General features: G+C 59.7%; 20 protein-coding genes and 1 pseudogene. 11 read left to right on the forward strand and 10 right to left on the reverse strand.

Annotated elements, in window-relative coordinates:
- Window positions 1-86: 86 nt before the first annotated feature.
- The 3 genes from DWY03_RS01440 to DWY03_RS01450 all read right to left on the reverse strand — a co-directional run bounded on the left by DWY03_RS01440 (window position 87) and on the right by DWY03_RS01450 (window position 3,627).
- Complete coding sequence (locus DWY03_RS01440; RefSeq protein ID WP_117583740.1) at window positions 87-1,613, reverse strand: FAD-dependent oxidoreductase; 1,527 nt, start codon at window positions 1,611-1,613, stop codon at window positions 87-89.
- Window positions 1,614-1,869: 256 nt separating this feature from the next.
- Window positions 1,870-2,874 (reverse strand): GGGtGRT protein, encoded by a 1,005-nt coding sequence (locus DWY03_RS01445; protein ID WP_055252290.1) that lies wholly within the window; start codon window positions 2,872-2,874, stop codon window positions 1,870-1,872.
- Between the two features lie 18 nt (window positions 2,875-2,892).
- Window positions 2,893-3,627 carry an iron-sulfur cluster assembly scaffold protein gene (locus DWY03_RS01450; RefSeq protein ID WP_006235554.1) on the reverse strand — a complete coding sequence of 245 codons (735 nt, stop codon included), beginning with the start codon at window positions 3,625-3,627 and terminating at the stop codon, window positions 2,893-2,895.
- 403 nt (window positions 3,628-4,030) lie between these two features.
- Between DWY03_RS01450 and DWY03_RS01455 the strand changes: the two genes are divergently transcribed.
- Window positions 4,031-4,831: a transposase gene (locus DWY03_RS01455; protein WP_117583739.1), complete on the forward strand. Its 801-nt coding sequence runs from the start codon at window positions 4,031-4,033 to the stop codon at window positions 4,829-4,831.
- Window positions 4,832-4,896: 65 nt separating this feature from the next.
- Here the strand turns inward: DWY03_RS01455 and sufU are convergent, their stop codons facing one another.
- The 5 genes from sufU to sufC are packed head-to-tail and all read right to left on the reverse strand — an operon-like array spanning window position 4,897 to window position 10,142.
- Window positions 4,897-5,331 carry a Fe-S cluster assembly sulfur transfer protein SufU gene (gene sufU / locus DWY03_RS01460; protein WP_117583738.1) on the reverse strand — a complete coding sequence of 145 codons (435 nt, stop codon included), beginning with the start codon at window positions 5,329-5,331 and terminating at the stop codon, window positions 4,897-4,899.
- Window positions 5,324-6,649 carry an aminotransferase class V-fold PLP-dependent enzyme gene (locus DWY03_RS01465; RefSeq protein ID WP_197032756.1) on the reverse strand — a complete coding sequence of 442 codons (1,326 nt, stop codon included), beginning with the start codon at window positions 6,647-6,649 and terminating at the stop codon, window positions 5,324-5,326. The genes sufU and DWY03_RS01465 overlap by 8 nt, the downstream gene beginning before the upstream one ends.
- The gene (locus DWY03_RS01470; RefSeq protein ID WP_117839751.1) at window positions 6,646-7,917 is read right to left on the reverse strand and encodes a SufD family Fe-S cluster assembly protein; all 1,272 of its coding nucleotides are present in this window, start codon (window positions 7,915-7,917) and stop codon (window positions 6,646-6,648) included. The genes DWY03_RS01465 and DWY03_RS01470 overlap by 4 nt, the downstream gene beginning before the upstream one ends.
- Window positions 7,917-9,329 (reverse strand): Fe-S cluster assembly protein SufB, encoded by a 1,413-nt coding sequence (gene sufB / locus DWY03_RS01475; protein ID WP_117839752.1) that lies wholly within the window; start codon window positions 9,327-9,329, stop codon window positions 7,917-7,919. Before sufB ends, DWY03_RS01470 begins: the two co-directional genes overlap by 1 nt.
- 12 nt (window positions 9,330-9,341) lie before the next feature.
- Complete coding sequence (sufC, locus tag DWY03_RS01480) at window positions 9,342-10,142, reverse strand: Fe-S cluster assembly ATPase SufC (protein WP_117839753.1); 801 nt, start codon at window positions 10,140-10,142, stop codon at window positions 9,342-9,344.
- Window positions 10,143-10,365: 223 nt separating this feature from the next.
- Here sufC and DWY03_RS01485 point away from each other — a divergent pair, with 223 nt between their 5' ends.
- The 3 genes from DWY03_RS01485 (at window position 10,366) to DWY03_RS01495 (ending at window position 14,753) form a co-directional block, all read left to right on the forward strand.
- The gene (locus DWY03_RS01485) at window positions 10,366-10,797 is read left to right on the forward strand and encodes an Rrf2 family transcriptional regulator (protein ID WP_022094822.1); all 432 of its coding nucleotides are present in this window, start codon (window positions 10,366-10,368) and stop codon (window positions 10,795-10,797) included.
- Between the two features lie 139 nt (window positions 10,798-10,936).
- Complete coding sequence (locus DWY03_RS10030) at window positions 10,937-12,751, forward strand: hypothetical protein (RefSeq protein ID WP_156058412.1); 1,815 nt, start codon at window positions 10,937-10,939, stop codon at window positions 12,749-12,751.
- Window positions 12,752-12,965: 214 nt separating this feature from the next.
- The gene (locus DWY03_RS01495; RefSeq protein ID WP_255413476.1) at window positions 12,966-14,753 is read left to right on the forward strand and encodes an AAA family ATPase; all 1,788 of its coding nucleotides are present in this window, start codon (window positions 12,966-12,968) and stop codon (window positions 14,751-14,753) included.
- Window positions 14,754-14,773: 20 nt separating this feature from the next.
- Here DWY03_RS01495 and DWY03_RS01500 read toward each other — a convergent pair whose 3' ends face one another.
- Complete coding sequence (locus DWY03_RS01500; RefSeq protein WP_117655869.1) at window positions 14,774-15,793, reverse strand: glycosyltransferase; 1,020 nt, start codon at window positions 15,791-15,793, stop codon at window positions 14,774-14,776.
- 256 nt (window positions 15,794-16,049) lie between these two features.
- Here DWY03_RS01500 and DWY03_RS01505 point away from each other — a divergent pair, with 256 nt between their 5' ends.
- The 7 genes and pseudogenes from DWY03_RS01505 to DWY03_RS01535 all read left to right on the forward strand — a co-directional run.
- Window positions 16,050-17,153: a glycosyltransferase gene (locus DWY03_RS01505; protein WP_117758325.1), complete on the forward strand. Its 1,104-nt coding sequence runs from the start codon at window positions 16,050-16,052 to the stop codon at window positions 17,151-17,153.
- Window positions 17,154-17,159: 6 nt separating this feature from the next.
- Window positions 17,160-18,200: a glycosyltransferase gene (locus DWY03_RS01510; RefSeq protein WP_117839755.1), complete on the forward strand. Its 1,041-nt coding sequence runs from the start codon at window positions 17,160-17,162 to the stop codon at window positions 18,198-18,200.
- Between the two features lie 74 nt (window positions 18,201-18,274).
- Window positions 18,275-19,393, forward strand: a complete 1,119-nt coding sequence (locus tag DWY03_RS01515) for a glycosyltransferase family 2 protein (RefSeq protein WP_158558594.1) — start codon at window positions 18,275-18,277, stop codon at window positions 19,391-19,393.
- Window positions 19,394-19,405: 12 nt separating this feature from the next.
- Window positions 19,406-20,473 (forward strand): glycosyltransferase family 2 protein, encoded by a 1,068-nt coding sequence (locus tag DWY03_RS01520; RefSeq protein WP_117839757.1) that lies wholly within the window; start codon window positions 19,406-19,408, stop codon window positions 20,471-20,473.
- Window positions 20,474-22,960 carry a glycosyltransferase gene (locus DWY03_RS01525; protein WP_117839758.1) on the forward strand — a complete coding sequence of 829 codons (2,487 nt, stop codon included), beginning with the start codon at window positions 20,474-20,476 and terminating at the stop codon, window positions 22,958-22,960. It abuts the gene before it with no gap.
- 120 nt (window positions 22,961-23,080) lie between these two features.
- Window positions 23,081-23,401 (forward strand): hypothetical protein, encoded by a 321-nt coding sequence (locus DWY03_RS01530; RefSeq protein ID WP_199410947.1) that lies wholly within the window; start codon window positions 23,081-23,083, stop codon window positions 23,399-23,401.
- A 178-nt stretch (window positions 23,402-23,579) separates the two neighbouring features.
- Window positions 23,580-23,832 (forward strand): annotated as a pseudogene (locus tag DWY03_RS01535) (ATP-binding protein); the annotation flags it as partial.
- Here DWY03_RS01535 and DWY03_RS01540 read toward each other — a convergent pair.
- Window positions 23,802-24,131: an ATP-binding protein gene (locus DWY03_RS01540; protein ID WP_117757953.1), complete on the reverse strand. Its 330-nt coding sequence runs from the start codon at window positions 24,129-24,131 to the stop codon at window positions 23,802-23,804. The pseudogene DWY03_RS01535 and the gene DWY03_RS01540 sit on opposite strands and share 31 nt — an antisense overlap.
- Window positions 24,132-24,199: the final 68 nt, after the last annotated feature.

The raw sequence follows: 24,199 nt of genomic DNA on the forward strand, positions 1-24,199 counted from the left end.
GGACACGAATGGGCCCCGTGCCACTTCGAGCTCACGGGGCCCATAGATATCGATTAGTTGTGTTCTGCTTTAGATGGGTGTTCGAATTAGTCTGCTCGATAGTGCGATCCGAGACTTTCGGTTCGCTTACGCATGGCTTTGATCATTTCCTGTGCTAGTTGAATCTGCGATTGCAGGCGGGCGAGGGCTGCGACTTCGCTGTCCTGGGCTTTCTGTGTGCTCAAGGTCGTTGCCTCCGTCTTCAAGCCCTCAAGCTCGTGTAGTGCCTCGGATAGGCCTGTTTCGGTCCTGTTGATCATGCAATAGGTGCTCATCGTGTGCCTTAGGCTGTGTGTCAGGCGTTCGGCATCTGTTGCGGCTATGCCGTACTGGGGGAGGGCGATATCCGCCTTCAGGGCTGTCTCGGGCTCTTTCTGTGCTGCTTGGGCTGCCGATGCGCCCGCGATGCGCCCGAACACGATGCCGTTGGCGCTTGACAAGCCACCAATGCGGTCGGCGCCGTGCATGCCGCCTGTCGCCTCACCGCAAGCGTAGAGGCCCTCAACGCCCGTTTGCGCGGTCTTATCGATCTTGATGCCGCCGTTAGCGGCGTGGGCATACATCGCAACGCGCATCTCGTCAGTCGGGGCGATGCCGTGCTCGTCTTGCAGCCAGGTGGCAAAGGTCTGCACAAACTCTGGGACATCCTCGCGGGGAAAGTCGTAGTGGAGTGCCAGGCCTTCGACACCTGCCTGATCGATGACGAGATCGATAGCGCGGGAGGCCAAGCGTGACGTGAAGGGACCATATCCAGAGCGCTGCTCGAGCAGGTCGTCCAGCTTGTCGTCGGCAATATCTACCGGCTGGTCTACATGTACGTAGCGCCAGGTTTTCTCGTTGAAGACCAGGTTGCGCTTGGGCTCGATGAAGCCGGGCATCATCTGCATGAACTCTATATTAGTAAGTGTTGCGCCGTGCGCCAGCGCGATGGCCTGCGAGGAGCTGAGCACATCAGCCGACGTAAGGCTGCGCTCGAACAGGCCGCCTGTGCCACCGGTTGCGATGATCGTGGCCTTGGCAGCAAAGGGCACGATTCGATTTTCGGTGAGGTCGTAGAGCATGGTTCCGGTTATTCTGCCGTTCGTGTCCTCAACAAGGTCGATAAGCTCATGGCGGGGGAGCAGGCGAATGCCGAGCGACTCGATCCGGGTCGTCAGAGCGTCCTCAAGGGGCTTGCGGGTGAGGCCGCGCCACATGCGCGTCTTGTGGTCAAAGCAGGGGATAAATTGCTTTTGCTGAGCGCTTTCAGCGCTTTGCGGACGCTGGAGCTCAACACCCAGGTCTTGCTCGAGCCATTCAATTGCCTGGGGAATGCTGTGGACAAACGTCTGGACAAGATCGGGGTCGGCGACGCCGCCACCAACGGTCTGGATGGTATCGATAAGGTCTTGTTCGTCGTCTTCGTTAACGGGTCCGATAAGCCCCAAGCCCCAGGTTCCGGGGAAGAAGCTTGATCCACTCATAGTCTTGCCGGCGCTTGCCACAGTGACGGTCACGCCCGCGCGCGCCGCTTCGATGGCGGCGCAAAGGCCCGCAATGCCAGATCCAATTACCAGTACATCAGTCGATTCCATCGGATTCCTTTCTCGTCCGGCGCATTGTCGCACGGGTGATCGGCAATGGGGCCGCAAAGACTCGGCAAATCGGTAAAGGGCACATATGGCAGGTGGGCGTCATGGGCGTTCTGATGCTCCATCTCATCACATCTCGTATATCGCCCCAACTGATATATCGGCATTAGCTACCCTGCGACAGTGCAAACAAAAAGAGCCGCCACCTTAAAAGGTAGCGGCTCTAAAGCTCAACTATATGAGCATCGCGCGGGCGCGATTAGGCCTTGAGGGCCTCCTCGACGGCGACAGCGCAAGCGACGGTGGCACCGACCATGGGGTTGTTGCCCATGCCGATGAGACCCATCATGTCGACGTGCGCAGGCACGGAGGAAGAACCAGCGAACTGGGCGTCGGAGTGCATACGGCCCATGGTGTCGGTCATGCCGTAAGAGGCGGGGCCGGCGCCCATGTTGTCCGGGTGCAGGGTACGGCCAGTGCCGCCACCAGAAGCGACGGAGAAGTACTTCTTGCCAGCCTCGAGGCGCTCCTTCTTGTAGGTGCCAGCGACGGGGTGCTGGAAGCGCGTGGGGTTGGTGGAGTTACCGGTGATCGAGATGTCGACGTTCTCGTGCCACATGATGGCAACGCCCTCGCGGACGTCGTCGGAGCCGTAGCAGTTAACGGCAGCGCGGGGACCATCGGAGTAGGGGATGGTCTCGACGACCTTGAGCTCGCCCGTGTAGTAGTCGAACTGGGTCTTCACGTAGGTGAAGCCGTTGATGCGGGCGATGATCTGAGCAGCGTCCTTGCCCAGACCGTTGAGGATGACGCGCAGCGGCTTCTTGCGAGCCTTGTTGGCGTTCAGAGCCAGGCCGATAGCACCCTCAGCGGCAGCGAAGGACTCGTGGCCAGCCAGGAAGGCGAAGCACTCGGTGTCGTCGGAGAGCAGCATAGCGCCCAGGTTGCCGTGGCCCAGACCGACCTTGCGGTCCTCGGCGACGGAGCCGGGAACGGTGAAGGCCTGGATGCCCTCGCCGATGATGGCGGCAGCCTCAGAAGCGGTCTTGGCGCCACGCTTGACAGCGAGAGCGCAACCGAGGGTGTAGGCCCACTCGGCGTTCTGGAAGGCGATGGACTGGGTGTTGTTGACGATCTCACGCGGGTTGAAGCCCTTGTCGGTGCAGATCTGCAGAGCTTCCTCGAGGGAGGCGATGCCGTTGTCGGCGAGGCACTTGTTGATCTTGTCAGCGCGGCGCTCGTAACCTTCGAACGTAACAGTCATAGTTATTTCCCTCCCTTTCTACTCGTGAACCGGGAACACGCTGGCGACGGAGTGAGTCTCCTCGTCGGTGCGCGGGTCGATGTACTTGGCAGCGTTCTCCCACTGACCATAGTGGCCCATAGCGCCAGCGATGGCCTCCTCGGGGGTCTTGCCGGCCTTGACGGCGTCGGTGAACTTGCCGAGGTTCAGGAACTCGAATGCGATGATCTCGTTCTTGTCGTTGAGAGCCATGCGGGTGACGTAGCCCTGAGCGAGCTCAAGGTAACGAGCGCCCTTGGCCTTGGTGCCGAACATGGTGCCGACCTGAGAGCGAAGGCCCTTGCCGAGGTCGTCGAGGGAGGCGCCCACGGGCAGGCCGCCCTCGGAGAACGCGGTCTGGCTGCGGCCGTAAACGATCTGCAGGAAGATCTCGCGCATAGCAACGTTGATGGCGTCGCAGACGAGGTCGGTGTTGAGGGCCTCGAGGATGGTCTTACCGGGAAGGATCTCGGAAGCCATGGCAGCAGAGTGGGTCATGCCCGAGCAGCCGATGGTCTCAACGAGGGCCTCCTCGATGATGCCGTCCTTGACGTTCAGCGTGAGCTTGCAGGCGCCCTGCTGAGGTGCGCACCAACCCACACCGTGCGTAAGACCGGAGATGTCGGAAATCTCCTTAGCCTGGACCCACTTGCCCTCCTCGGGGATGGGTGCGGGGCCGTGGTATGCACCCTTGGCAACGGGGCACATGTTCTCCACTTCCTGTGAGTACTGCATGCCTCTCCTCTCTATCGTGTTGGCGTCCCGTCTGGGGGTCGTGGCTGGCGATTGCCGGGCGACCCTTCGAAAGGGACATGACATGCAGCCCCTATAATACCGCGAAATGCACGGAATATTCGGCGAACGGCTCAGTTTTCGTAGCGAGAAGTCCGGAAGTTTTAATTGAAACGGTTTAACTATATGTTCTGTGGTCGCGAACTTCCGTAGAGGGGGTTCGTCTTGGGCAAGCTTTTGGTCAGCTCTTGTAAGCGTTGCAGGGGTTGACCTGTTGCAACGGTGCCGTTCGCCGCCCGTTTACTGCCTTTGGCCGCGCGAGTGTATTGTTTTGCGTGAATGTTTTGATGGCACGCTTCAATCGTGCTGTATTGGATGGCAATCAGATCCCGGCGAAGGGAGCGCCATGCAGCGCGTTTGGAGAACGGTTACCGGCTTTTACCATGTCTGTGCCCGCGGTGTGGGCAAGCAGCTCATCTTTGAGGGCGATGAAGACCGGTGGGAGTTTTTGGAGCTGATGCGCGAGTGCTGCCGCGAGGCGGGCGTGACGGTTATCGCCTGGTGCCTTATGGGCAATCACGTGCATCTGGTGCTTGCAGATTACGAGGACGCGATGAGCGCGGCGATGCACCGGCTGCTTTTGACGTACGCGCGGCGGTTCAATAAGCGCACGGGGCGCACGGGTCATCTGTTCCAGAACCGTTTTGACCGGCGCTCGCTCGATACCGACCGTTATCTAATGGCTGCCATTCGCTATGTTCACGCTAATCCGCAGGAGGCGGGTATCGCCCTGATCGAGCGTTATCCCTGGAGCAGCTTTGCCGAGTATCTGAGAGCGTATGACAACGATACGACGAGGGGATTTTCGGACCCTTCTTGTGTGCTTGAGCTCTTTGAGTCTGCCAAGGGGTTTCTGGATTATTCTCTGTCGATGCCCGATGGTTCCGATCCGGTGATTCACGATATGGATGAGACAGAGTGGGAGCGGCGTGCGTTTGCCGACAAGATGGCGAAGCGCCTGGGCGTGCCGCTCAACGAACTCAAGACCGTAGCGCCCTCGCGGCGAGATGGAATCATTTTCGCCCTGCACGATGTCGGCTACACGGTGCGCGAGATCGAACGATATACGGGAATCAGCAAGAGTACCGTCTCTCGTATCGTGCGCGCTTATGTTCGGGTGAATGCTCAGGCTGAGGGCTCGGAATAGAAAATGGCCGAACCACTCTTGTCAAGCGATTCGGCCAACAAAATTCTTAAGATTTGGGACAAATACTACTGATTATTTTGTCCCGTGAGCATGCCGTCGAGGGTGCGCCAGGCGAGCTCGGCGCATTTGACGCGGGCGGGCATGTGCGAGATGTCCTGGAGCTGGGCGGCCTCGTCCAGGTCTTCCAAGTCCTCCTCGGAGAGCTGCTCGCCGCGGATCATGGCGAGGAAGAGCTCTGCCAAGCGGCGAGCTTCCTCGACGGTCTCGCCGGTGATGAGGTCGGCCATGATGTCGGCGCTTGCCTGGCTGATGGCGCAGCCGTGGCCGGTAAAGGAGGCCTCCTCGATCACGTTGTTCTCGACACGTAGCTGCAAGGTGAGCTCGTCTCCGCAGCTGGGGTTGATGCCGTCGTGCTCGTGCGTGGGGGCGTCCATCTCGTACTTGTAGTCGGGGTGCGAGTTGTGCTCCATAAACGTGGTGGAGGTGTACAGATTACCCATTGAACGTGCTCCAAACGTGATGCAGGCCGGCGATGAACTTGTCGATATCGGCCTTGTCGTTGTAGAAGGCCACGCTGGCGCGGCAGCAGGCAAGGTTCTCGACGCCCAGCCAGGTGAGCAGCGGCTGCGCACAGTGGTGGCCGGCGCGAATGCAGACGCCGTCCATGTCCATGATGCTCGCTACGTCGTGCGGGTGGATGCCCTTGACGTTAAAGCTCACGACGCCGTGGTGGTTGTCCCAATAGATGGAGCCGATGATCTGGACAAAGTCGAGCTGCATGAGTTCGCCCATCAGATAGTGGACGAGTGCCTGCTCGCGGGCCTGGATGTTCTCGTAACCCACCGTGTTGACCAGGTAATCGAGTGCGGCGCCCGTGGCGAAGATGCCGGCGGCGTCCTGCGTGCCGGCCTCGAACTTCTCGGGGACGGGAGCCCAGACAGCGTTCTGCTCGGTGACCGAATCGATCATCTCGCCGCCGGTAAGCATGGGCGGCATGGCGTTGAGCAGGTCCATCTTGCCCCACAGCACGCCGATGCCCATGGGGCCCATGGCCTTGTGCGCACTAAAGGCAAAGAAGTCGGCGCCCAGGTCGGCCACATCGACCGGCATGTGCGGCAGCGACTGCGCGCCGTCGACGACCAGGTAGCCGCCGTACTTGTGCACGAGTTTGCCGAGGTTCTTGACCGGGTTCTCGACGCCCAGCACGTTGGAGACCTGTCCCACGGCTAGGATCTTGGTCTTGGGACCCACCTTGGCAAGAACCTCCTCGGTGGTGAGCTGGCCGGTCTTGGTGGGGTAGAGGTAGACGAGCTTGGCGCCGGTCTCGCGGCAGACCTGCTGCCACGGAATCAGGTTGGAGTGGTGCTCCATGATGGTGATGACGACCTCGTCGCCCGGTTCGAGCACTGTGGGCGCAAAGCTCTTAGCGACCAGGTTGAGCGACTCGCTCGTGTTGCGGGTGAAGACGACCTCGTTGGCCTGTGAGGCGCCGATGAGGTCAGCGATCTGCTGGCGGACCTTCGCGATGGCGTCGGTGGCCTCGACGGACAGCGAGTACAGGCCGCGCAGGGGGTTGGCGTTCATGCGCTGGTAGAAGTCGCGTTCGGCGTCGAGCACACGGGCAGGGCGCTGCGCGGTGGCGGCGCTATCGAGGAAAGCGATCTCGGGGTGCTGCTGGAACAGCGGGAACTGGCCCTTGTAGGGGTTGGTCTCGATGTCCACGGTGGGCCAGCCGCGCGAAGCCTCGTCGCTGGCGTCGAGCTCCATGGGCTCGGGGGCAGTACAGGTGTCGCATTTAACGTGCTCGGTGTCGATCATGCGAGCTCCTCTTCAAAGTTGTCGATCAGGTTGTTGCCTAGGCGGACGACGGCGGCGCGGGTGCGCTCGTCGGTGGCGGAAAGCGCGGCGTCCTCCAGCTTGGCGCGGATGAACAGGTCCTCGGCGGCGTTTTGGTCAAGGCCACGGCAGGCGAGGTAGAACAGCTGCTCGTCGCGGACGTGACCGATGGTGGCGCCGTGGTTGCCGGCGACGTCGTCCTCGTCACAGAGAATGACGGGAACGGTCTTGTTGTCGACGCCCTTGTTGGCCAAAAGCACCGTCTCGCGTTCGGTGCCGGTTGCACCCTTGCAGCCGTGCACGAGGTCGATGGTGCCACGGTAGACCTTCTTGGACGTGCCGGTCAGCACGCCGTTGGCGTCGATCTCGCACTCGGTCTTGCGACCGCGGTGGCGCAGCTCGTAGTTAAAGTCGCGCACCTGCTCGCGGGCGCCCAGGTAATCGGTATCGATGGTCACCTTGGCGGTGTCGCCCAGCAGGTCGCCGGCAAGGCCGGTGGCGCTGGCGCCGGCGCCCAGGACGGTGTGCTGCACGTTGACGCGCGCGCCCTCGTCCAGGAACAGGCCGGTGTCGTCGAGTGCGATCCAGCTGTCGTCGAGTGTCTGCGTGCAGGTCACGTTGACGGTGGCGTACTCGTGGGCGCACACGCGTAGCACGGAGCCCACGACACCCTCGCCGGTAACAGGAGAGTCTAGGGCAATATGCAGGTCGAGCGTTGCCTGCGGGCGAGCGACGATGTCGATGGCGGCGATGGCCGCGGCGGCATCGACACCGCTCACACGCACGGTAACCGTGGCGTGCTGGTATGCGGGCACATCGATGACGATGCGCTTGGTAGCGTGCTCGGCCAAGTAGGCGTAGGCAGCCTCGCCCATGCCGGTTTCGAAGGCTTCAGCAGGGGAGAGCTCCTCCTCGAGCTTGATGGCGCCGGCCTGGTAGACGGAGGTGGCGGGCACGTCGAGCTCGGTCTCGGGCGTGATGCGGGCGCGGTCGGCGGCATCACCGGGGGCGGAGGCGCGGCGCTCGGGGAAGCGCTCGGCCATGGCGTTCATGGCGGTGCCAAACGCGTCGGCAGCGCCGGAAAACTGCTCGCCCAAGCCTTCGACCTCAACGGCCTCCGCGGGAGCGGCGGCAAGCTCGTCAGAGAGCTCGAGCTTGGTCTGATTCATTTTCAACCAGCCCCAGGTTGCTGCGGGCATCGCGTTGACCTGCTCGAGCGTGGTAGCAGCGGTGTTGGTTTCCTGTTTCATTATCCGATCGCTCCTTCCATCTCGAGCTTGATCAGGTTGTTCATCTCGACGGCGTACTCCAGCGGCAACTCCTTGGAGACCGGGTTGGCAAAGCCGTTGACGATCATGGTGCGGGCCTCTTCCTCCGAGATGCCGCGGCTCATCAGGTAGAACACCTTGTCGTCGCCGATACGACCGATGGTGGCCTCGTGGCCGATGTCGACGTTCTTGGCGCGGATGTCCATGGCCGGAATAGTGTCGGAGCGGCTCTGGTCGTCGAGCATCAGCGACTGGCAGCTCACGGTTGCCTTGGAGCCCTCGGCCTTGGGCGTGGCCACGATAGAGCTGCGGAAGGTCTGGATGCCGCCGCTCTTGGAGATGCCCTTGGTCTCGACGGTCGCCGAGGTCTCGGGCGCGTTGAGTACGACCTTGCAGCCGGTATCGAGGTTCTGGCCGGCGCCGGCAAAGGTGATGCCGGTAAAGCTCGAACGGGCGCGGCGGCCGTTGAGCACGCTCATGGGATAGAGGTAGCCCACGTGGCTGCCGAAGGAGCCACTGATCCACTCGATGTCGCCGTCCTCGTCCACGCGCGCACGCTTGGTGTTGAGGTTGTACATGTTCTTGGACCAGTTCTCGATGGTCGAGTAGCGCAGGTGTGCGCGTTTGCCCACAAAGAGCTCGACGGCGCCGGCGTGGAGGTTGGCTACGTTGTACTTGGGCGCGGAGCAACCCTCGATAAAGTGCAGGTCGGCGTCGTCCTCGACGATGATGAGCGTGTGCTCAAACTGGCCGGCGCCCTTGGCGTTAAGACGGAAGTAGCTCTGCAGCGGGAAGTCGAGCTTGGTGCCCTTGGGCACGTAGACAAACGAGCCGCCCGACCATACGGCGCCGTGCAGGGCCGCAAACTTGTGGTCGGTGGGCGGGATGAGCGTCATAAACTTCTCGTGGATGAGCGGTTCCCACTGCGGGTCGTGCAGGGCCTCCTCGATGCCGGAGTAGACGATGCCCATCTTGGACGCGGTGTCCTGCATGTTGTGGTAGACCAGCTCGGAGTCGTACTGCGCGCCGACGCCTGCCAGGTAGCTGCGCTCGGCCTCGGGGATGCCCAGGCGCTCAAAGGTGTTCTTGATGTCGTCGGGCACCGACTCCCAGTCGTGTTTTTGGTCGGTGTTGGGCTTGACGTAGGTGACGATGTTGTCCATGTCCAAGCCCTCGATGGAGGGGCCCCACGTCGGATCCGGGAAGCGGTTGAAAATCTCGAGGGACTTGAGGCGCAGGTCGAGCATCCACTGTGGCTCGTCCTTCTTGGCGCTGATCTCGCGCACGATGTCGGGCGTGATGCCGGCGTCGAGGCGCTCGAATCCCTTCTCGCCATAGGTGAAGTCGTAGAGGCTGCGGTCGATGTCCGCGACCTCGGTGCGGTTCTTGGTCATTGCGTCGCCCCTTTACGCCTGCTGCTCGGCAGCGGCGGCTTCGGCCTGGGCGCGCTGCTCGGCGGCCTCGCGCTCGAAGGTCTCAAAACCGTTCTTGTCGATCCAGGGAATGAGCGAGGCGTCGTCCTCGCGTACGATGTGGCCCTTGACCATAACGTGGACGCGGTCGACATCCAGGTGTTCCAGGATGCGCGTGTTGTGCGTGATGATGAGCATGGAGCCGTCGCAGCTCTTGCGGTACGCGTCCATGCCGTGGCTGACGGTGGACAGGGCGTCGACGTCCAGGCCGGAGTCGGTTTCGTCCAGGATGGCGAGTTTGGGCTGCAGCAGCAGAAGCTGGAGCATCTCGACCTTCTTCTTCTCGCCGCCCGAGAAGCCTACGCCCAACTCGCGGTTGAGGTAGGCGGTATCCATGTTGAGCTCGGCCGCGAGCTCCTTGACGCGACGGCGGAATTCCTTGCCCTTCATCTCCAGGCCGGGACGGCCGGCGATGCTGGCACGCAAAAAGCTCGACAGCGGCACGCCCGGAATCTCGACCGGGGCCTGGAAGCTCAGGAACAGGCCGGCGCGCGAACGCTTGTCGGTGGTGAGCTCGGTGATGTCCTGGCGGTCAAAGACGATACGGCCGTCGTTGACCGTGTAGACGGGGTCGCCCATGACCAGGTGGCCCAGGGTGGATTTGCCGGCGCCGTTGGGTCCCATCAGCACATGGGTCTCGCCGGCGGCGACGTTGAGGTTGACGTTGTGGAGGATGGTCTTCTCGTCCACGGAGGCGGTCAGACCTTCGATGGAAAGCAGCGGATTTGCGCTCATGCTGTCCCTCTCTGTATATGGTGTACTCATAGGTGTACTAAACCCTAGGAATCTTCTCGGAATAAAGTTACTATGGGTTCGGCGTTAGTCAAGGGAAAACCCGACTAATCCACTCGACTTTTTAGATGCGTGACATAATTAATCAGGATTGTTTGCCCCGCGCGCATAAGATTTGGGACAAACAAGCCTGGTATTTTGTCCCAGGAACAACGGGAGGGTAGATATGCTCATTTCTTCCAAGGGCCGCTATGCCCTCCGGTTAATGATCTATATCGCGGCGCTCGGTGACGCCGAGGGCAAGATTGCCCTGCGCGAGGTTGCCGACCGCGAGCATATCTCACAAAAGTATTTGGAGCAGCTGGTTCGTCCGCTTATGAAGGCGGGTCTGCTTAAGAGCGTGCGCGGCAAGGGCGGTGGCTACATGATGGCCAAGGACCCCGCCGAGGTGCGTGCCGGCGACATCCTGCGTGCCGTCGAAGGCAGCACGGCTCCGGTGGCGTGCGATGGCATCGACAACAGCTGCGCCCGCAGCGACCTGTGTTCCACCGTCAAGTTCTGGCGCGGCCTGGACGAGGTCATCGAGAACTATGTTGACGGCGTGACGTTGGCCGACCTGGCCGCCGTCCCCGAGATTAACTTTGACATTAAGCTGTAGGTTGAGCGCAATTCCTTAAGATTTCGCGGAGGGTTGTTGCCGTTTACCGAGGGGTTGTTGTGCAACAACGGGCGAGCTGCAATACTTACTCTTATCTTTGCAAACTGCACTTTAACTACACCAATGCAGGGAGGATCTTATGCAGCGCAAGCATTCTGCTATTGTCGCGGGCCTGACGCTGGCGCTTTCGTTTGGCGCCGTTTCCGCGCCGGCACCCGCCGCTGCCGAGGAGCCCACGCCGGGCGTTGCCTCGGGTGCCACCGATATCGATAAGGGTCTCTATACCCAGCAGTCCTTCTCGGGCGTGCTGAGGTCGGTCCAGGGCGTTTCGTTTGTTAACGTTACCCCCGAGATGAAGTACTTTACCAAGTACGAGAGCCATGGCAACTATAACCAGGGCTTTTCGTATGGCGACGGCTATAACGCGCTGGGTTATTACCAGTTCGACCGTCGATGGTCGCTCATTCCGTTTATGAAGCAGGCCTACAACTACAACCCCGAAAAATACAGCATGCTCAAGGATGCGATTGATCGCGGCAGCGAGATTTCCAACACGAGCAATGCCATGTACGAGAACGGCCAGCTCACCGAGTTGGGCCGTATTGCGCAGGAGGCTTTCCAAGGTGCTTATAACACCGACCCTGTTGAGTTCTCGGCTCTGCAGGATGCGTATGCGTACAACTCGTACTATGCGGTGACCGAGGCGTGGCTCAAGAGCGGCCTGGGCATTGATATTTCGGGCCGTGCCGATTGCGTTAAGGGCATGGTGTGGAGCATCACCAACATGTGCGGCACCGGTGGCTGCAGGGACTTCTTCCGTTGGGCAAACCTTTCTAACAGTATGACTGATCGCGAGTTTGTGACGGCGCTTTCCAACAGTGTGGTCAATAACGTGGCGACCAAGTATTCGAGCCAGCCCCAGTATCATGAGGGCTGGAAGAACCGCTACCGCAACGAGCTGAAGGACTGCTTGGTTTATATCGCCGAGGACGAGGCCGCTGCCGCTGCGACGCCCGTGCAGCCCGAGCCCTCGCCGGCGCCCTCGCCGACGCCTGATTCGAATGACGACTCGAGCGACGATGCCAACGATGACAGGATGGATTCGCCCTCGACCGATGCTGACGGTGATGGCTCTGCTGGTGGCACTACCAACAACGGCTCTACCTCGAACGGCTCCGTTTCGAACGGCTCTGCTGCGGGCGATTCGTCTTCAAGCTCTGCAGGCAATACGGACAGCGACGCTTCTGGTTCGACCGGCGCTGGCACCTCTAACTCATCCACCGGCTCGAGCGATTCGTCCGTTGGCACCGGCTCTAACAACGGCTCCGGCTCTGACGCAACCCCTGGTTCCGATGCTTCCAAGGATGACTCGAATAAGGCGCCGGACGTTCCCGTTGCTTCGCCGGACAAGAAGCCTTCTTTCTCCGAGCAGCTTGGTTCTACGCTGGGCTCTTCGCTGATGGCTGGCGTCAATAACGGCTCGACCCAGAACAAGGGCAACTCTGATCAGGTTTCCACGGAAAAGATCGAAGCCGCAAAGGGCGACTCCAAGGACAAGGCTTCCGAGAAGACCGAATCCGATAAGGGTTCTAGCTCTGAGGAGAAGAGCGACAAGTCCGAACAGAAGAAGGACGAGGATAAGAAGTCTGAATCTGAGGAGAAGGACAAGAGCAAGGCCGAGGGCGAAAAGAAACAGTCCGAAGACGACGACAAGAGCGGTGCTGACAACCAGGTCCAAGAGCAAAATGACTCCAAAACGGTGACCACCACGACCACGACGACTACAACTACCAAGTCCTCGGGCGGCAACATGCCCAAGACGGGCGATCTGATTGTGATGGCGAGCCTTGCCAGTGCAAGCTTGGCCACACTGGGCGCTACGTCTATCGTAAGTGGTAAGCATAAGCTCGATCAGCAGAAGAAGGCTTCTGGGGAGGACGGCTTGGAGGAGTAATCTTCCAGATCGTTTTCTATAAGAGTTTGGGACGGGGTCCGGTGCGGCGGCATCGGCCCCCCTTTTTTTGTTGTGCAACGATTTGTTATGCCCCCTCGGGGGTCTGTTGCTACCGCTGCCCGAAACGTTTGCATGTCGATATTGTTGCGCTCTACCCGCTCGCTACAATGGGCATCGTGCTGCGTTAGAAGGAGAGTTTACGGTGTCTGAACAGGTGAATTGTGGTTTTACTCATGCGTTTGGTGCACGGTTGCTCAATCATGCGGATAGCGCAGCTCTACCGGTTGATGCACGCGACTTTTCCGATGCAATCAATCGGTGTTTACTCGTCGATAAGACTATGTTTATTGCCGATATATTGGACAGTGAAGCACCTGTTGCGCTTTGCTGTCGGCCCAAGGGTTTTGGCAAGAGCATGAATTTATCGATGCTCAAGTGCTATTTGGAACGACCTGATCGCCGGCTGCCGGATCGAAGCCTGTTCGCTGGTACCCAGATTTGGCAGGCGGGCGGCGGTCGCTATCGTGATGAGTACGCGAGTTATCCGGTCATCATGCTCGACTTTACAGCTGCCGCTTCGAGGCATGGTGCTGGTGCTGCGGCAGCAATTCGCGGGGCTGTCGTGCGCGAGTGCGCCCGATTACTGCCGCTGCTTGCCGCGCCTGATCTGTCAAGACGTGAGGTTCGTCTTATCGAGAGGGCGGCGCGTGGGGTGGCCAGCGATAAGGAGATCGATGCGGCGCTTGGCGTGCTTATCAAGCTGCTCCAGGCAGCTTTCGATGAGCAGGTTGTTCTTCTGATAGACGACTACGACGCGGTATGTCCAAAGCGTTTGGACGCTAAGGACGACGGTAGCGTGGATTCCCTAGAGTCGCTCAGCCGAATGCTGTTCGACACCATTGCCGACGCCGGCGACTCGTTGCGATTGACGTGTCTTATGGGCGAGCGCCCCGGTCCTGCCGAGCTTGCGTTGTCCCAACGTGGGGTTTCCTATCGGTCGGCGACAGCGTTGTCGAGTTGGTGTGATCGATGGTTCGGTTTTTCGGACGACGAAGTCCAAGTGCTGTTGGATTGCATCGGTCGCAACGGCTGTCTGGATGACGCGCGTGAGTGGCTCGAGGGCTATCTGTTTGGTGGTTTTTATTGCTCGAGCCCGGAGCGCGTGGTGGACTACGCACATCGCGATTGCGTCGCGCCCGTTCGGGCGGATCTGTATTGTTACGCCGACCGTCTGGGCGCATGCGTCGGCGACTGGAATCTCATTCGCCTGTCCACATTGTTCGATTTGGTTGAGCCGCATGGGTTTATTGAGGCGCCAGTGCATATGCATGCCGAGGAGGTCGATGCCGCCAAGCCCGAAGATATCTGGACTGCGCTGTATCTGTCTGGATTCCTTACGACGGATATGACGGGGCATTCGGAGGACGGCGCGTGCCTTCGTTCCCTGCGTCTGCCTAATAACGAAGTGCGTCAGGCGCTCCGTCTTGTAATTCTGGAATGGTTTGAGTGCGCCGTTGAGGACGTTGGAGTTATCGACTCGTTCCATGACGGGCTGTGTCGAGGAGACGAGGACACTGTAAAGCAAGCTTTGAGCTGTGCTATCGGCGATCTGGGCATCGATGTGGGCCAATCAGATATGCGGACAGCCTATCATCTGGCGCTTCAGGGGCTCTGCTTTGGACTGCCCGGCTATTGCAATCCCAGCTCCAAGCGAAGTGGCGTCTCGGATCGCTGGGATATCCAGGTGATTCCCACCGGTCGGGTGTTTGACGTGGCCGACACGCTCGGCATGCTCGATGAGCGACCGCTCATTACGGTCAACATGTTGTACGACCCTGGCGTCGATGCCCTGGGCCTGGAACTGTTGGCGGTTCAGGCGCTGCTCGACATAGAGCGCGACGGCATCGATGATATCCGCGTGCCGCGCCCCGCCGTCGGGCGCATGCGTTGGGGTTTTGGCTTTGACGGTCAGCGTGTGTCCGTGGTGTGCCAACGACTGTAGCGGCGGGCGAAAGCCCTTTACTACTCGGCGTCCTTCAGGGGCGGCATGGGCTTCCAGTTGGGATCCTTAACGATCTTGCGGGCGTCCTTCATGCCGCGGCGCAGCGCCGGAATGCCGGTCTTAAAGCATTTGTCGACTGCTGCCAGACGAATGAACTCCTTGCAGAAGGTCGCGGCATTGCCCAGACGGAACAGCATGGGGTGGTAGTCACCGTAGATCTGCATATAGCGAGCGAGGAAGCCTCGGTTGCGCATGATGTAGTAGCGGTTGGTGTCGCTCGTGGAGTTGAGCTGTCGTTTGCCGGCGATATCCCAGTTGGAGACGGCGCGGGCGCGCTTGAGCACCACGTCGGCAACCACGGCGGCGGGGAAGTGCTGGCTGGCCACGTAGCCGTAGCAGGCATCGTCGCCGTAGATAAAGAAGCGCGCGTCGGGCAGGCCAATCTTGTCGACCACGCGGCGCGAGAACATGCCGCCCTCAAAGCACAGTTGGTTCATGGTGCGGTAGCCCTCGGGCCCCAAGTCCCACTTGGCGATGGGGTTAGGGATGCCGAGCGAAAGGATGAGCTGGTACTGCCAAAAGAAAGCGCCGCCGTCAAAGTCCAGGCGCGAACCCTGGATGACATCGTAGCGGTCGGTCCACTTGGCAAGACGCTCGATGCCTTCGGGGATGACGAGCACGTCGTCGTCCATCACCCAGAACCACTGGGCCCCCAGATCGTAGGCGCATTTAGTGCCAGCGGAGAAGCCGCCCGCACCGCCGCCGTTTTCGAGCTGCGGGGCGTAGATGACACGGTCGGTGCCGCCCTGCGCGTCGGGCTGCTCGGTGTCGATGCCCCACAGGCTGGCCAGGCGCTCGTTGAATGCGGTGCACATGGCCTCGGTCTCGCGCGAATTCTCGTTATCGACAATCACGATGCGCCAGGGCGTTGCCGTGAGCTCGGTCATGGAGTCGAACAGGTTGGCCAGGAGTTCCTGGCGCTTGTACGTAACGACAACGATGGCGAGCTTATCGATGGGAGCGGGAAGGGTTGAAGGCATGGGGCAATATATCCTTTCACGCGCGGCGGGCGAGCGCTGCGCGGAAGCTATCGAATACGTCCTTGGGACTGTCCTATTGTAAAGGCTCGGCGCACCTTGACGGCAAGCTTTGAATAAAACGCAGGAACCTGCCACGGGCCCGCCGCATGACGTGCGGCTACTTTGCCCGCAAGAGGCTCCATAGATTATATAAACGCCCGCTGGCGCGCTGACCCTTTGATACCATGAAACGACAGGTATTTCCTAAGGAGCACATTTGTCTACTAACGTCTCTGGCAGCCCTGTTCTGTCGCTGCTTATTCCCATTTACAATGTTCAGCGCTACCTGCGCGAGTGTCTCGATTCCGCCCTGGCACAGACGCTCAAGGATATTGAGATCATCTGCATTAACGACGGGTCGACCGACAACTCGCCGGCGATTATTCGCGAGTATATGGAGCACGATAGGCGCGTCAAGATGATCGACAAGGCCAACAGCGGCTACGGCGACTCGATGAACCACGGTCTGGAGATGGCGCGCGGCAAGTACGTGGGCATCTTGGAGTCCGATGACTTTATGGCGTCCGACGCACTCGAAAAGCTTGTCTCGGCCGCCGATAGCAATAATGCCGACTTCGCGAAGGCGAACTTTGATTTCTACTGGTCTAAGCCCGAGGAGCGCCGTTCGCTGCACGAGATGTTTAAAGCCAAGGACTGTGGCAAGCCGGTGCACCCGAGCGATACGACGCAGTTCTTTAAGCAAAAGCCGTCGATTTGGTCGGCCGTGTACCGTCGCGATTTTCTTGAGCGCAACGGCATTACGTTCCTGCCGACTCCGGGGGCATCCTTTCAGGACACGTCATTCGCCTTTAAGGTGATCGCGTGCGCCGATAAGGCTGTTTACCTGCACGATGCCGTGCTGTCGTATCGCCAGGACAACGAGAATTCCTCGGTCAATTCTTCGGCTAAGGTCTTTTGCGTCAATACCGAGTATGCCGAGATTGAGCGTTGGATTCGAGAGGATTATGCCCGCGACCACGCAAGTGATGACGTCGCGCGCATGCTCAAGTTCAATCAGCTCATTAAGTACGATTCGTACATGTGGAACTACGTGCGTCTAGCGCCTAAGTTCTATAAGGAGTTCCTGGTTCAGATGGCCAAGGAGTTCCAAGCGGCCTTGGACGCGGGGGAGTTTTCGCTTGACGATCTCAAGCCGTGGAAGCGCGCAAATCTCGCTGCCATCCTCAAAGATCCTGAGGGCTGGGTTGACGAGCATCCGAGTTTTGCGACGGATGGTGCCTTGGGGCGTGCTAAGTATTACGCCTCGGTTGGAGGCCCAGGCGTGGTCGCCGCCTTCCTCATCGAATCGCTGAGGGGGTAGGTCGGCATGGGAGAGGCCTCGTGTCCTAAAGCTACCATTGTCGTCCCCGTTTACAACTCTGCGCGCTCCATTCAGCGATGCGTCGATTCGCTGTTGGCCCAGTCCGAGCGCTCGATTCAGGTTGTCTGCGTCAACGACGGTTCGACCGATGATTCGTTGAACGTGTTGCGCCAGATCGAGCTGGCCGACGATCGCGTACTGGTTATTGACCAGGAAAACGCGGGCGTCTCGTGCGCTCGAAATGCCGGTATCGATGCCGCCGAGGGCGAGACCGTCTTTTTTGTGGACGCCGACGATTACATCGATGTCCAGACGGTCGAGCGCGTGCTGCATGCCATGGAGCCTGCAGATGCCGAGGTCTCCGTTTTTGGCGGCGTCTGTGAACCAGCCGATGCTGCCCCCAAACGCGTCCAACAACTCATGAGCCCCAAAGCCGGTACCTTCGGCGCCCGTGATCCCCAGTTGCTGTTCCATGCGAATGCGCAGCCCTACGCCTGCCGTGCGGCTTTTTCGCGCGAGCTGCTCAATCGCGAAGGCATTCGCTTCGCCCCCGGTTTGGCTTTGGGCGAGGACGTTGTCTTCCAATTTGCGGCTTATGCGCTTGCCCGCAAGGCCGTTGTCATGCCGGACAAGTTCTACCACTACGTGATGGAGAGCGAATCGGCGACGCATGAGTTCAACAGTGCCGAGGCTCGCGTCAAAAAGCTTGACGCCCACATGAGGATGCTCGAGGAGGTCTTGGAGGGCTGGGCGGCCTACGGTCTTTTGGACCTGTGCCCCGGCGAGCTGATAACTTGGTTTTTAGACCTCATTGTGTTCGACCTGGCGCGCTTGGATGCCGATGACTTCCATCGCGTGGCGGCTCGCGTCAACATGGACCTCACGACGTTTTTGGGAACGGAGTGGGCGGATATGCCTGCTAAGGGCGCCGTTTGCCGTGTTGCCCACAAGCTCGTTGCGGCGACCTCGGGCGTTTCGATGGCAGACGCCACGCTGTTCTATCTTTCGACTCGCGGTCTCAAAGCCTGCCTGGAGCGCTTTATCTAATTCCAAGCGCTGCCGCCCGCCGCAACTCGGCTGCTAAAATAACCCTGTTACACGCTATCCAACAGGAGGTTCTCTTGCAGAACTCTGATACCCCTAAAGTTTCTCTGCTTGTCCCCATTTGCAATGTCGAACGCTACCTGCGCGAGTGCCTCGATTCCGCCGTGGCGCAGACGCTCAAGGATATCGAGATCATCTGTATCAACGACGGCTCCACCGATAGCTCGCCAGACATCATCCGCGAGTACATGGAGCGAGACCCCCGTGTGAAGATGATCGATAAAGCCAACAGCGGCTACGGCGACTCGATGAACCGCGGCCTGGAGATGGCGCGCGGTGAGTACGTGGGCATCCTTGAGTCCGACGACTTTATGTTTGAGGATTCGCTCCAAAAGCTGGTCGCCAAGGCCGATGCTGAGCATGCCGATGTGGTAAAGGGCGACTTTTACCTGTATTGGTCCACGCCCAGCGAGCGCCGTGAGCTGTTTGGGATCATCGACGAGCATATGACGGGCGCCGCGTATCGCCCCGTCGATCGCCCGGGCATCTTCTACCGCAAACCTTCCATTTGGTCGGCTATCTACCGGCGCGAGTTCCTCAACGACAATCAGATTCGGTTTCTTCCCACGCCAGGTGCTTCGTATCAGGATGCGGGTTTTAACTTTAAGGTCTGGGCATGCGCCGAGCGTGCTGCGTTTATCGCGGACCCCATTTTGTGCTATCGCCAAGATAACGAGAAGAGCTCCGTTAATTCTCCTAACAAGGTGTTTTGCGTGTGCGACGAATATACCGAGATGCAGCGCTTTTTGGATGAACGCCCCGAGCTTAAGGCTCAGCTCCAGGGCATTTTAATGCGCATGAAGGTCGATACGTACCGTTGGAATGATGAGCGCCTGGTCGATGAATTGCGCGAGCAGTTTTGGGAGAAGGCATCTCCCGAGCTCAAGGCCGATTGGGATGCCGGTCGCTTTGACCTGTCTCTCTTCGACCCGCGTGGCGAGACCGACTTGCGACTGATGGTCAAGTCGCCCCGCGCCTATATCGATTCGCGCTTTGATTTTAAGAAGCCGGGCAAGCTCAATACGTTTAAACACTACTTTAAGATCGGCGGCCTGCCGCTGGTCTGGCGCGTGCTGACGTATCAGCGCGCCTACGGCGACAACCCGCACCCCGATGACGTTCCGGTCGCACAGTAGGAGCACTTGACTATGGCTACCCCCAAGATTTCCGTTGTCGTTCCTATCTATAACGTGGAGGAGTGCCTGGCCTGGTGCCTGGACTCCCTGCTTGCGCAGGACATGCCCGATTGGGAAGGCGTGCTGGTCAACGATGGCTCGCCGGACGGTTCGCGCGATATTGCGGCTGCCTATTGCGAAAAGGACGCGCGCTTTACGCTGGTCGATAAGCCCAACGGCGGCCTGTCGAGCGCCCGCAATGCGGGTATCGCTGCGTCCACGGCGCCTATTGTTGCTTTTTTGGATTCCGACGACCGCTTTACGCCCGATGCATGCCGCGTGATCGTCGATGCCTTTGAACGCGAGGATTGCGACGTGTTGACCTTTGGCGCGAATCCGTATCCGCTGGAGGCGGGGTATCCGTGGCTTAACTATGTGCTGAGCCCGCGCGATGTGTCGTTTGAAGGCTATAGCTCTGACCTGCTGTTTAAGGAAGCGTCTCGCCCCTTTGCATGGCGCACCGCCTGCAAGCGTGAGTTTTTGCTGGGCAACGGGATCGTGTTCGACGAAACCGTTAAGTATGGCGAGGACCAGGTCTTCGATTTTGCCGTGTACGGTCGCTCGCGCAAGACCGCGCTTATTTCGAACAAGCTGTATGACTACCGCGTGGCGCGCAAGGGCTCGCTCATGGACACCATGCGCTATGACGACGAGACGCGTCTGCTGGAGCATGTGAAGATTTACTCCGCTGTGCTGGCTGACTGGCAGCGCGACGGTCTCGATGTCCAGTATGCCGATGACCTGGCGTACTTCCTATGCGATCTGGTGCTGTACGATGCGCTCAGGTTGCTGGGTTCGGACTGCGGCAAGGTGTTTGCTGCCGTTGCCACGGCGCTTGCCGGTTCTGCCGTGGGCAGCGATGCTGCGCTCGCACAATGCGCTCCTTCTGTTGCTGCTATGGTGCGTGCGGCGCTTACCAGCAAGGCCCCCAATGCCCGTGCATGTAAAAAGCTCATGTTCGATTACGACGTCTTGAGGTTTGGGCGCCTGGGTGCCTGCAAACGCATGGCAGCGAACGCCCTGGGAAAGCGAGAAGTGTAGATGAGTATCAAGCGTTTGGCGCTTTGCCGCAGTCAGGGCCGTCTGTTTGTGCTGCTTCGTTTTGCCGGTCAGGATGTCACCGCGCTTATTGAGCGGGAGGGTTCTCAAGCGTTTGCCCATGCGACGACGAGCGGCTCTTGTGTGCCGTCGCTGGTACTCCCGGTCGATCATGGCCGTGTGCTGGCGCTTTGCCCTTCCGTTTCCGATTACGAACGCGAGCTCGCCGTCTTGGTACTTCCGTTTTTGGATGGCTCGTCGATGGATGCCGTTTTTGCATTCGGTGGCCAAAGGTTGGGCTCTATTCGCCTCGATAGCCGCGTGGCCAAGCTGGAATCCAAGATTAACTACAAAGCAAAGCCTGCGCTGTGTGCGCTTATCCGCGATGCGCAGCGTGGCGAATGCTGCGGTCGCTACGAGATCGATGCCATTCGCTATTTGCCGGCAGACGCCGGCGCGGTGTGGCGCTATGAGGTTACGTGGGTGGGAGACTCCAAGTGCACCCCTGAGCTCCAGATTTTCGATGCGCATATGAATGCCATCGATGTCACCGTGCATGTGTTTGAATCGCAGATCGATGTGCCGCAGCGCAACGGTTGCCGCGTCAATAAAACGTATTTGAGCGTTGAGATGCCCCAGGATATACGTGATTTTGTCGCGATTGCGGCTGATCCCACGGGCCTAATCCAGAGCGGTTTTTGCGCCATGGATGGTCGCCTGTACAACGGCATTGTCGACGACAGCTGGAACCGCATGAAGGACGCGCGTGCAGACGACGCAGCTTATCGACGTTGGTTTGAGCAACATCGCGCAAAGCCGGGCGATTTAGCGTGCCAGCGTGTCGCTTCGGTGGCTTTTGCCTATAGACCACTCGTGAGTATTGTGGTGCCGTGCTACAAGACTGATCGGGAATACCTGCGCGAGCTGCTGGACTCGGTGCTAGTCCAGAGTTATGACAACTGGGAACTGCTCCTTATGGATGCCTCGCCTGAATGGGATGCGGTGGCCGCCCTTGCGGCAGGTGCCAACGACGAGCGCATCCGTCGCATCGAGCTTCCCGGCAACGGCGGCATTGTGGTCAACACCAACGCAGGTATCGAGCAAGCGACGGGCGACTACATCGCGTTCTTGGACCATGACGACATCCTGGAACCGGACGCGTTGTTCCACTATGTTGCCGCGCTGAACAAGGCTGCCGAGGACGAGCGTCCCCAGGTCCTGTTCTGCGACGAGGACATGTTCCAGAAAACGGGGGAGTGGGGCCAGCCGGTCTTTAAGACCAAGCTCAACGTCGACCTGCTCTATAGCCATAACTGCGTGACGCATTTCCTGATGGTGCAGAAGGCGCTTATTGATCGCATTGGCATGTCGCCGGAAGACGTCGCGGGCGCCCAAGATTACGACCTGACGCTCCGCTGCCTTGCGGCGGGCGCGCGGTTTGAACATGTTGCGCACGTACTGTATCACTGGCGCGTGCATCCCGGTTCAACCGCCGACGGTTCTGCCGATAGCAAGCCGTATGCTATTGAAGCTGGGCGCCTTGCGCTTCAGCGCCACTTTAACGCGCTGGGCATTTGCGGAACGGTCGAGGAGGCCGAGACGCCGTTTGTCTATCACATGCGTTATGCGCTGCCGGAGTCTGCGCCGCTGGTGAGCATTGTGATTCCCACTAAGGATCACGTTGAGACGCTCGATGCCTGCGTGATGTCGATCGCTCAGAAGGCAACGTATACCAATTACGAGATCGTCTTGGTGGAGAACAACAGCGAAGCCCCGGAGACGTTTGCGTATTACGAAACCCTGCCAGAGCGCGTGGCTGCAGCATCCGAAGGCAAGGGCATCGCGCGTGTTGTGTGCTGGCCGGGCGAGTTCAATTACTCTCAGATCATCAATTTTGGTGTGAAGCACGCCAAGGGCGACTACCTGCTGCTGCTCAACAACGATACCGAGGTCATAAGCCCGGACTTTATCGAAGAGATGATGGGCTATCTGCAGCGTCCCGATGCGGGCGTGGTGGGCGCCAAACTCTACTTTGCCGATCATCTGGTGCAGCATGCCGGCATTTTGGTTGGCGTGCGTGGGGCACTTGCCCATGCCAACCAGGACTTCTCGGCAAAGCGCGAGGGCTATCTTGCCCGCGCTGTGCGCCCGGGCAACTTTAGCGCCGTAACGGGTGCCTGCCAGATGGTGCGACGCGACGTATTTGAGCGCGTCGGCGGCTACAACGAGGAATTCGCCGTTGGCTTTAACGACGCAGACTTTTGCCTGCGCGTATGGGAGGCGGGCTACCACACCATCTATACGCCTTATGCCGAGCTGTATCACTACGAGTTCACCTCGCGCGGCAGGGAAAAGGCCAACGAGGAAAAGCTGCGCCGCTGGAAGCGCGAGCAAGCGCTGTTTATGCAGCGCTGGCCGGAGTTTTTCTTGACGGGTGATCCGTGGTTGGGGCCTAACTTATCTGCCGAGAGTGAGTATTTCTCGCTTTAGACAATGGTTTAACTGCTGTCGAGAACCGCTAAGACCACTAAGGGCTATGCCTATCTGGTGCAAATGGTCGGTTACTCCATTTGGCAGCGCGCCAACTTGCATCGTGCCAAAAGTGCCATTGTGAGCGAACACGATGTCACCGAAGGCCTTGCGCTGGCAGAGGCTCGTTTTCACGATGTTGTTCACGAGCCCGCGATTTCTGGACTGGGACTTAACGATATCAAATACCTTTTGGCGATGTGCGAGGATAAACAACAGTCCAAATCAGCCGAGATTGCTAAGCGCATGGGTAAAAAGACCAATGAGATCAGCTCTATTAGGGCCAAATTGCTACAAAGAGAGGTTATTCAGGCACCACAGAGGGGCTACGTGCAGTTTGCCGTGCCGGACCTAGATATCTATCTGCGAGAGAATGCTGCGGAGATTCTCGAGCGGTTCTAAATCGAGGCATGAATAGCCGCCGGTTAACTGCCTTTGTCGACTTGGCTCGCGTCCCCCCCCAATCTAGTAGACTTTAAACCGTTGCTAGATTAGGGGGATTTTCAATGAAACGCTCCATGAAACTGGTTTCTGCGAGGACCTCGTGCTGGTGGGGGACGTCAGCACCGGCAAGACGCACATGGCCTCGGCGCTGTGCATGCTGGCGTGCGAGCGGAGGATGGAGGCCCGCTTCTTCACCGCGTCATCGCTCGTCATGCGGCTGCGGCGCGCCCGCGACGAGGGGCGCCTTGACCGTGAGGCCGCGCTCATCGGCTGCGCTAGGCTGCTCGTCATCGACGAGCTCGGCTTCCTGCCGCTGGATCTCGACGGCGCGCGCGCTCTTCTAGGTGTTCGCCGACGCCTACGAGCGGCAGTCGGTGGTCATCACCACGAACCTGGAGTTCAGCCGGTGGGGCGCGGTGTTCGGCGACGACCAGATGGCGGCGGCCGTGCGCATCGCCAGGGCCACGGCCATGTGGGTCTTGCCCCTGCCGGTCTTGCCGAAGAACACGAGGTCCTCGCGGGGGCCGACGAAGCCCAGCGAAAGCATGTCGTCGCGGCCCCAGCCCTCGGAGAACCGCACGTGCGACCAGTCGAACCCCTCGGCCGACTTGTGCACGGGGAGCCTCGCCTGCCTGAGCAGCCGTGCCCTCTTGGTCGCGTCCCTGTGCGCGAGCTCGGCCTCGAGCATGGCCCTGCAGCCCGCCACCTGCGTCCTCTATCTTGTCCACGTCGATCATTCCCTCCTGCCTTTGCTCG

This window comes from Collinsella sp. AF23-2 (assembly GCF_003459245.1).
Classification (GTDB): Bacteria; Actinomycetota; Coriobacteriia; order Coriobacteriales; family Coriobacteriaceae; genus Collinsella.

Coding starts and splice junctions, on each gene's coding strand:
- sufB (WP_117839752.1), bottom strand. CDS start 9,329: ATGACCAAGAACCGCACCGAGGTCGCGGACATCGACCGCAGCCTCTAC.
- DWY03_RS01445 (WP_055252290.1), bottom strand. CDS start 2,874: ATGACTGTTACGTTCGAAGGTTACGAGCGCCGCGCTGACAAGATCAAC.
- DWY03_RS10030 (WP_156058412.1), top strand. CDS start 10,937: ATGCAGCGCAAGCATTCTGCTATTGTCGCGGGCCTGACGCTGGCGCTT.
- DWY03_RS01500 (WP_117655869.1), bottom strand. CDS start 15,793: ATGCCTTCAACCCTTCCCGCTCCCATCGATAAGCTCGCCATCGTTGTC.
- DWY03_RS01525 (WP_117839758.1), top strand. CDS start 20,474: ATGAGTATCAAGCGTTTGGCGCTTTGCCGCAGTCAGGGCCGTCTGTTT.
- sufC (WP_117839753.1), bottom strand. CDS start 10,142: ATGAGCGCAAATCCGCTGCTTTCCATCGAAGGTCTGACCGCCTCCGTG.
- DWY03_RS01465 (WP_197032756.1), bottom strand. CDS start 6,649: ATGATCGACACCGAGCACGTTAAATGCGACACCTGTACTGCCCCCGAG.
- DWY03_RS01485 (WP_022094822.1), top strand. CDS start 10,366: ATGCTCATTTCTTCCAAGGGCCGCTATGCCCTCCGGTTAATGATCTAT.
- DWY03_RS01520 (WP_117839757.1), top strand. CDS start 19,406: ATGGCTACCCCCAAGATTTCCGTTGTCGTTCCTATCTATAACGTGGAG.
- sufU (WP_117583738.1), bottom strand. CDS start 5,331: ATGGGTAATCTGTACACCTCCACCACGTTTATGGAGCACAACTCGCAC.
- DWY03_RS01540 (WP_117757953.1), bottom strand. CDS start 24,131: ATGCTCGAGGCCGAGCTCGCGCACAGGGACGCGACCAAGAGGGCACGG.
- DWY03_RS01470 (WP_117839751.1), bottom strand. CDS start 7,917: ATGAAACAGGAAACCAACACCGCTGCTACCACGCTCGAGCAGGTCAAC.
- DWY03_RS01440 (WP_117583740.1), bottom strand. CDS start 1,613: ATGGAATCGACTGATGTACTGGTAATTGGATCTGGCATTGCGGGCCTT.
- DWY03_RS01450 (WP_006235554.1), bottom strand. CDS start 3,627: ATGCAGTACTCACAGGAAGTGGAGAACATGTGCCCCGTTGCCAAGGGT.
- DWY03_RS01455 (WP_117583739.1), top strand. CDS start 4,031: ATGCAGCGCGTTTGGAGAACGGTTACCGGCTTTTACCATGTCTGTGCC.
- DWY03_RS01510 (WP_117839755.1), top strand. CDS start 17,160: ATGGGAGAGGCCTCGTGTCCTAAAGCTACCATTGTCGTCCCCGTTTAC.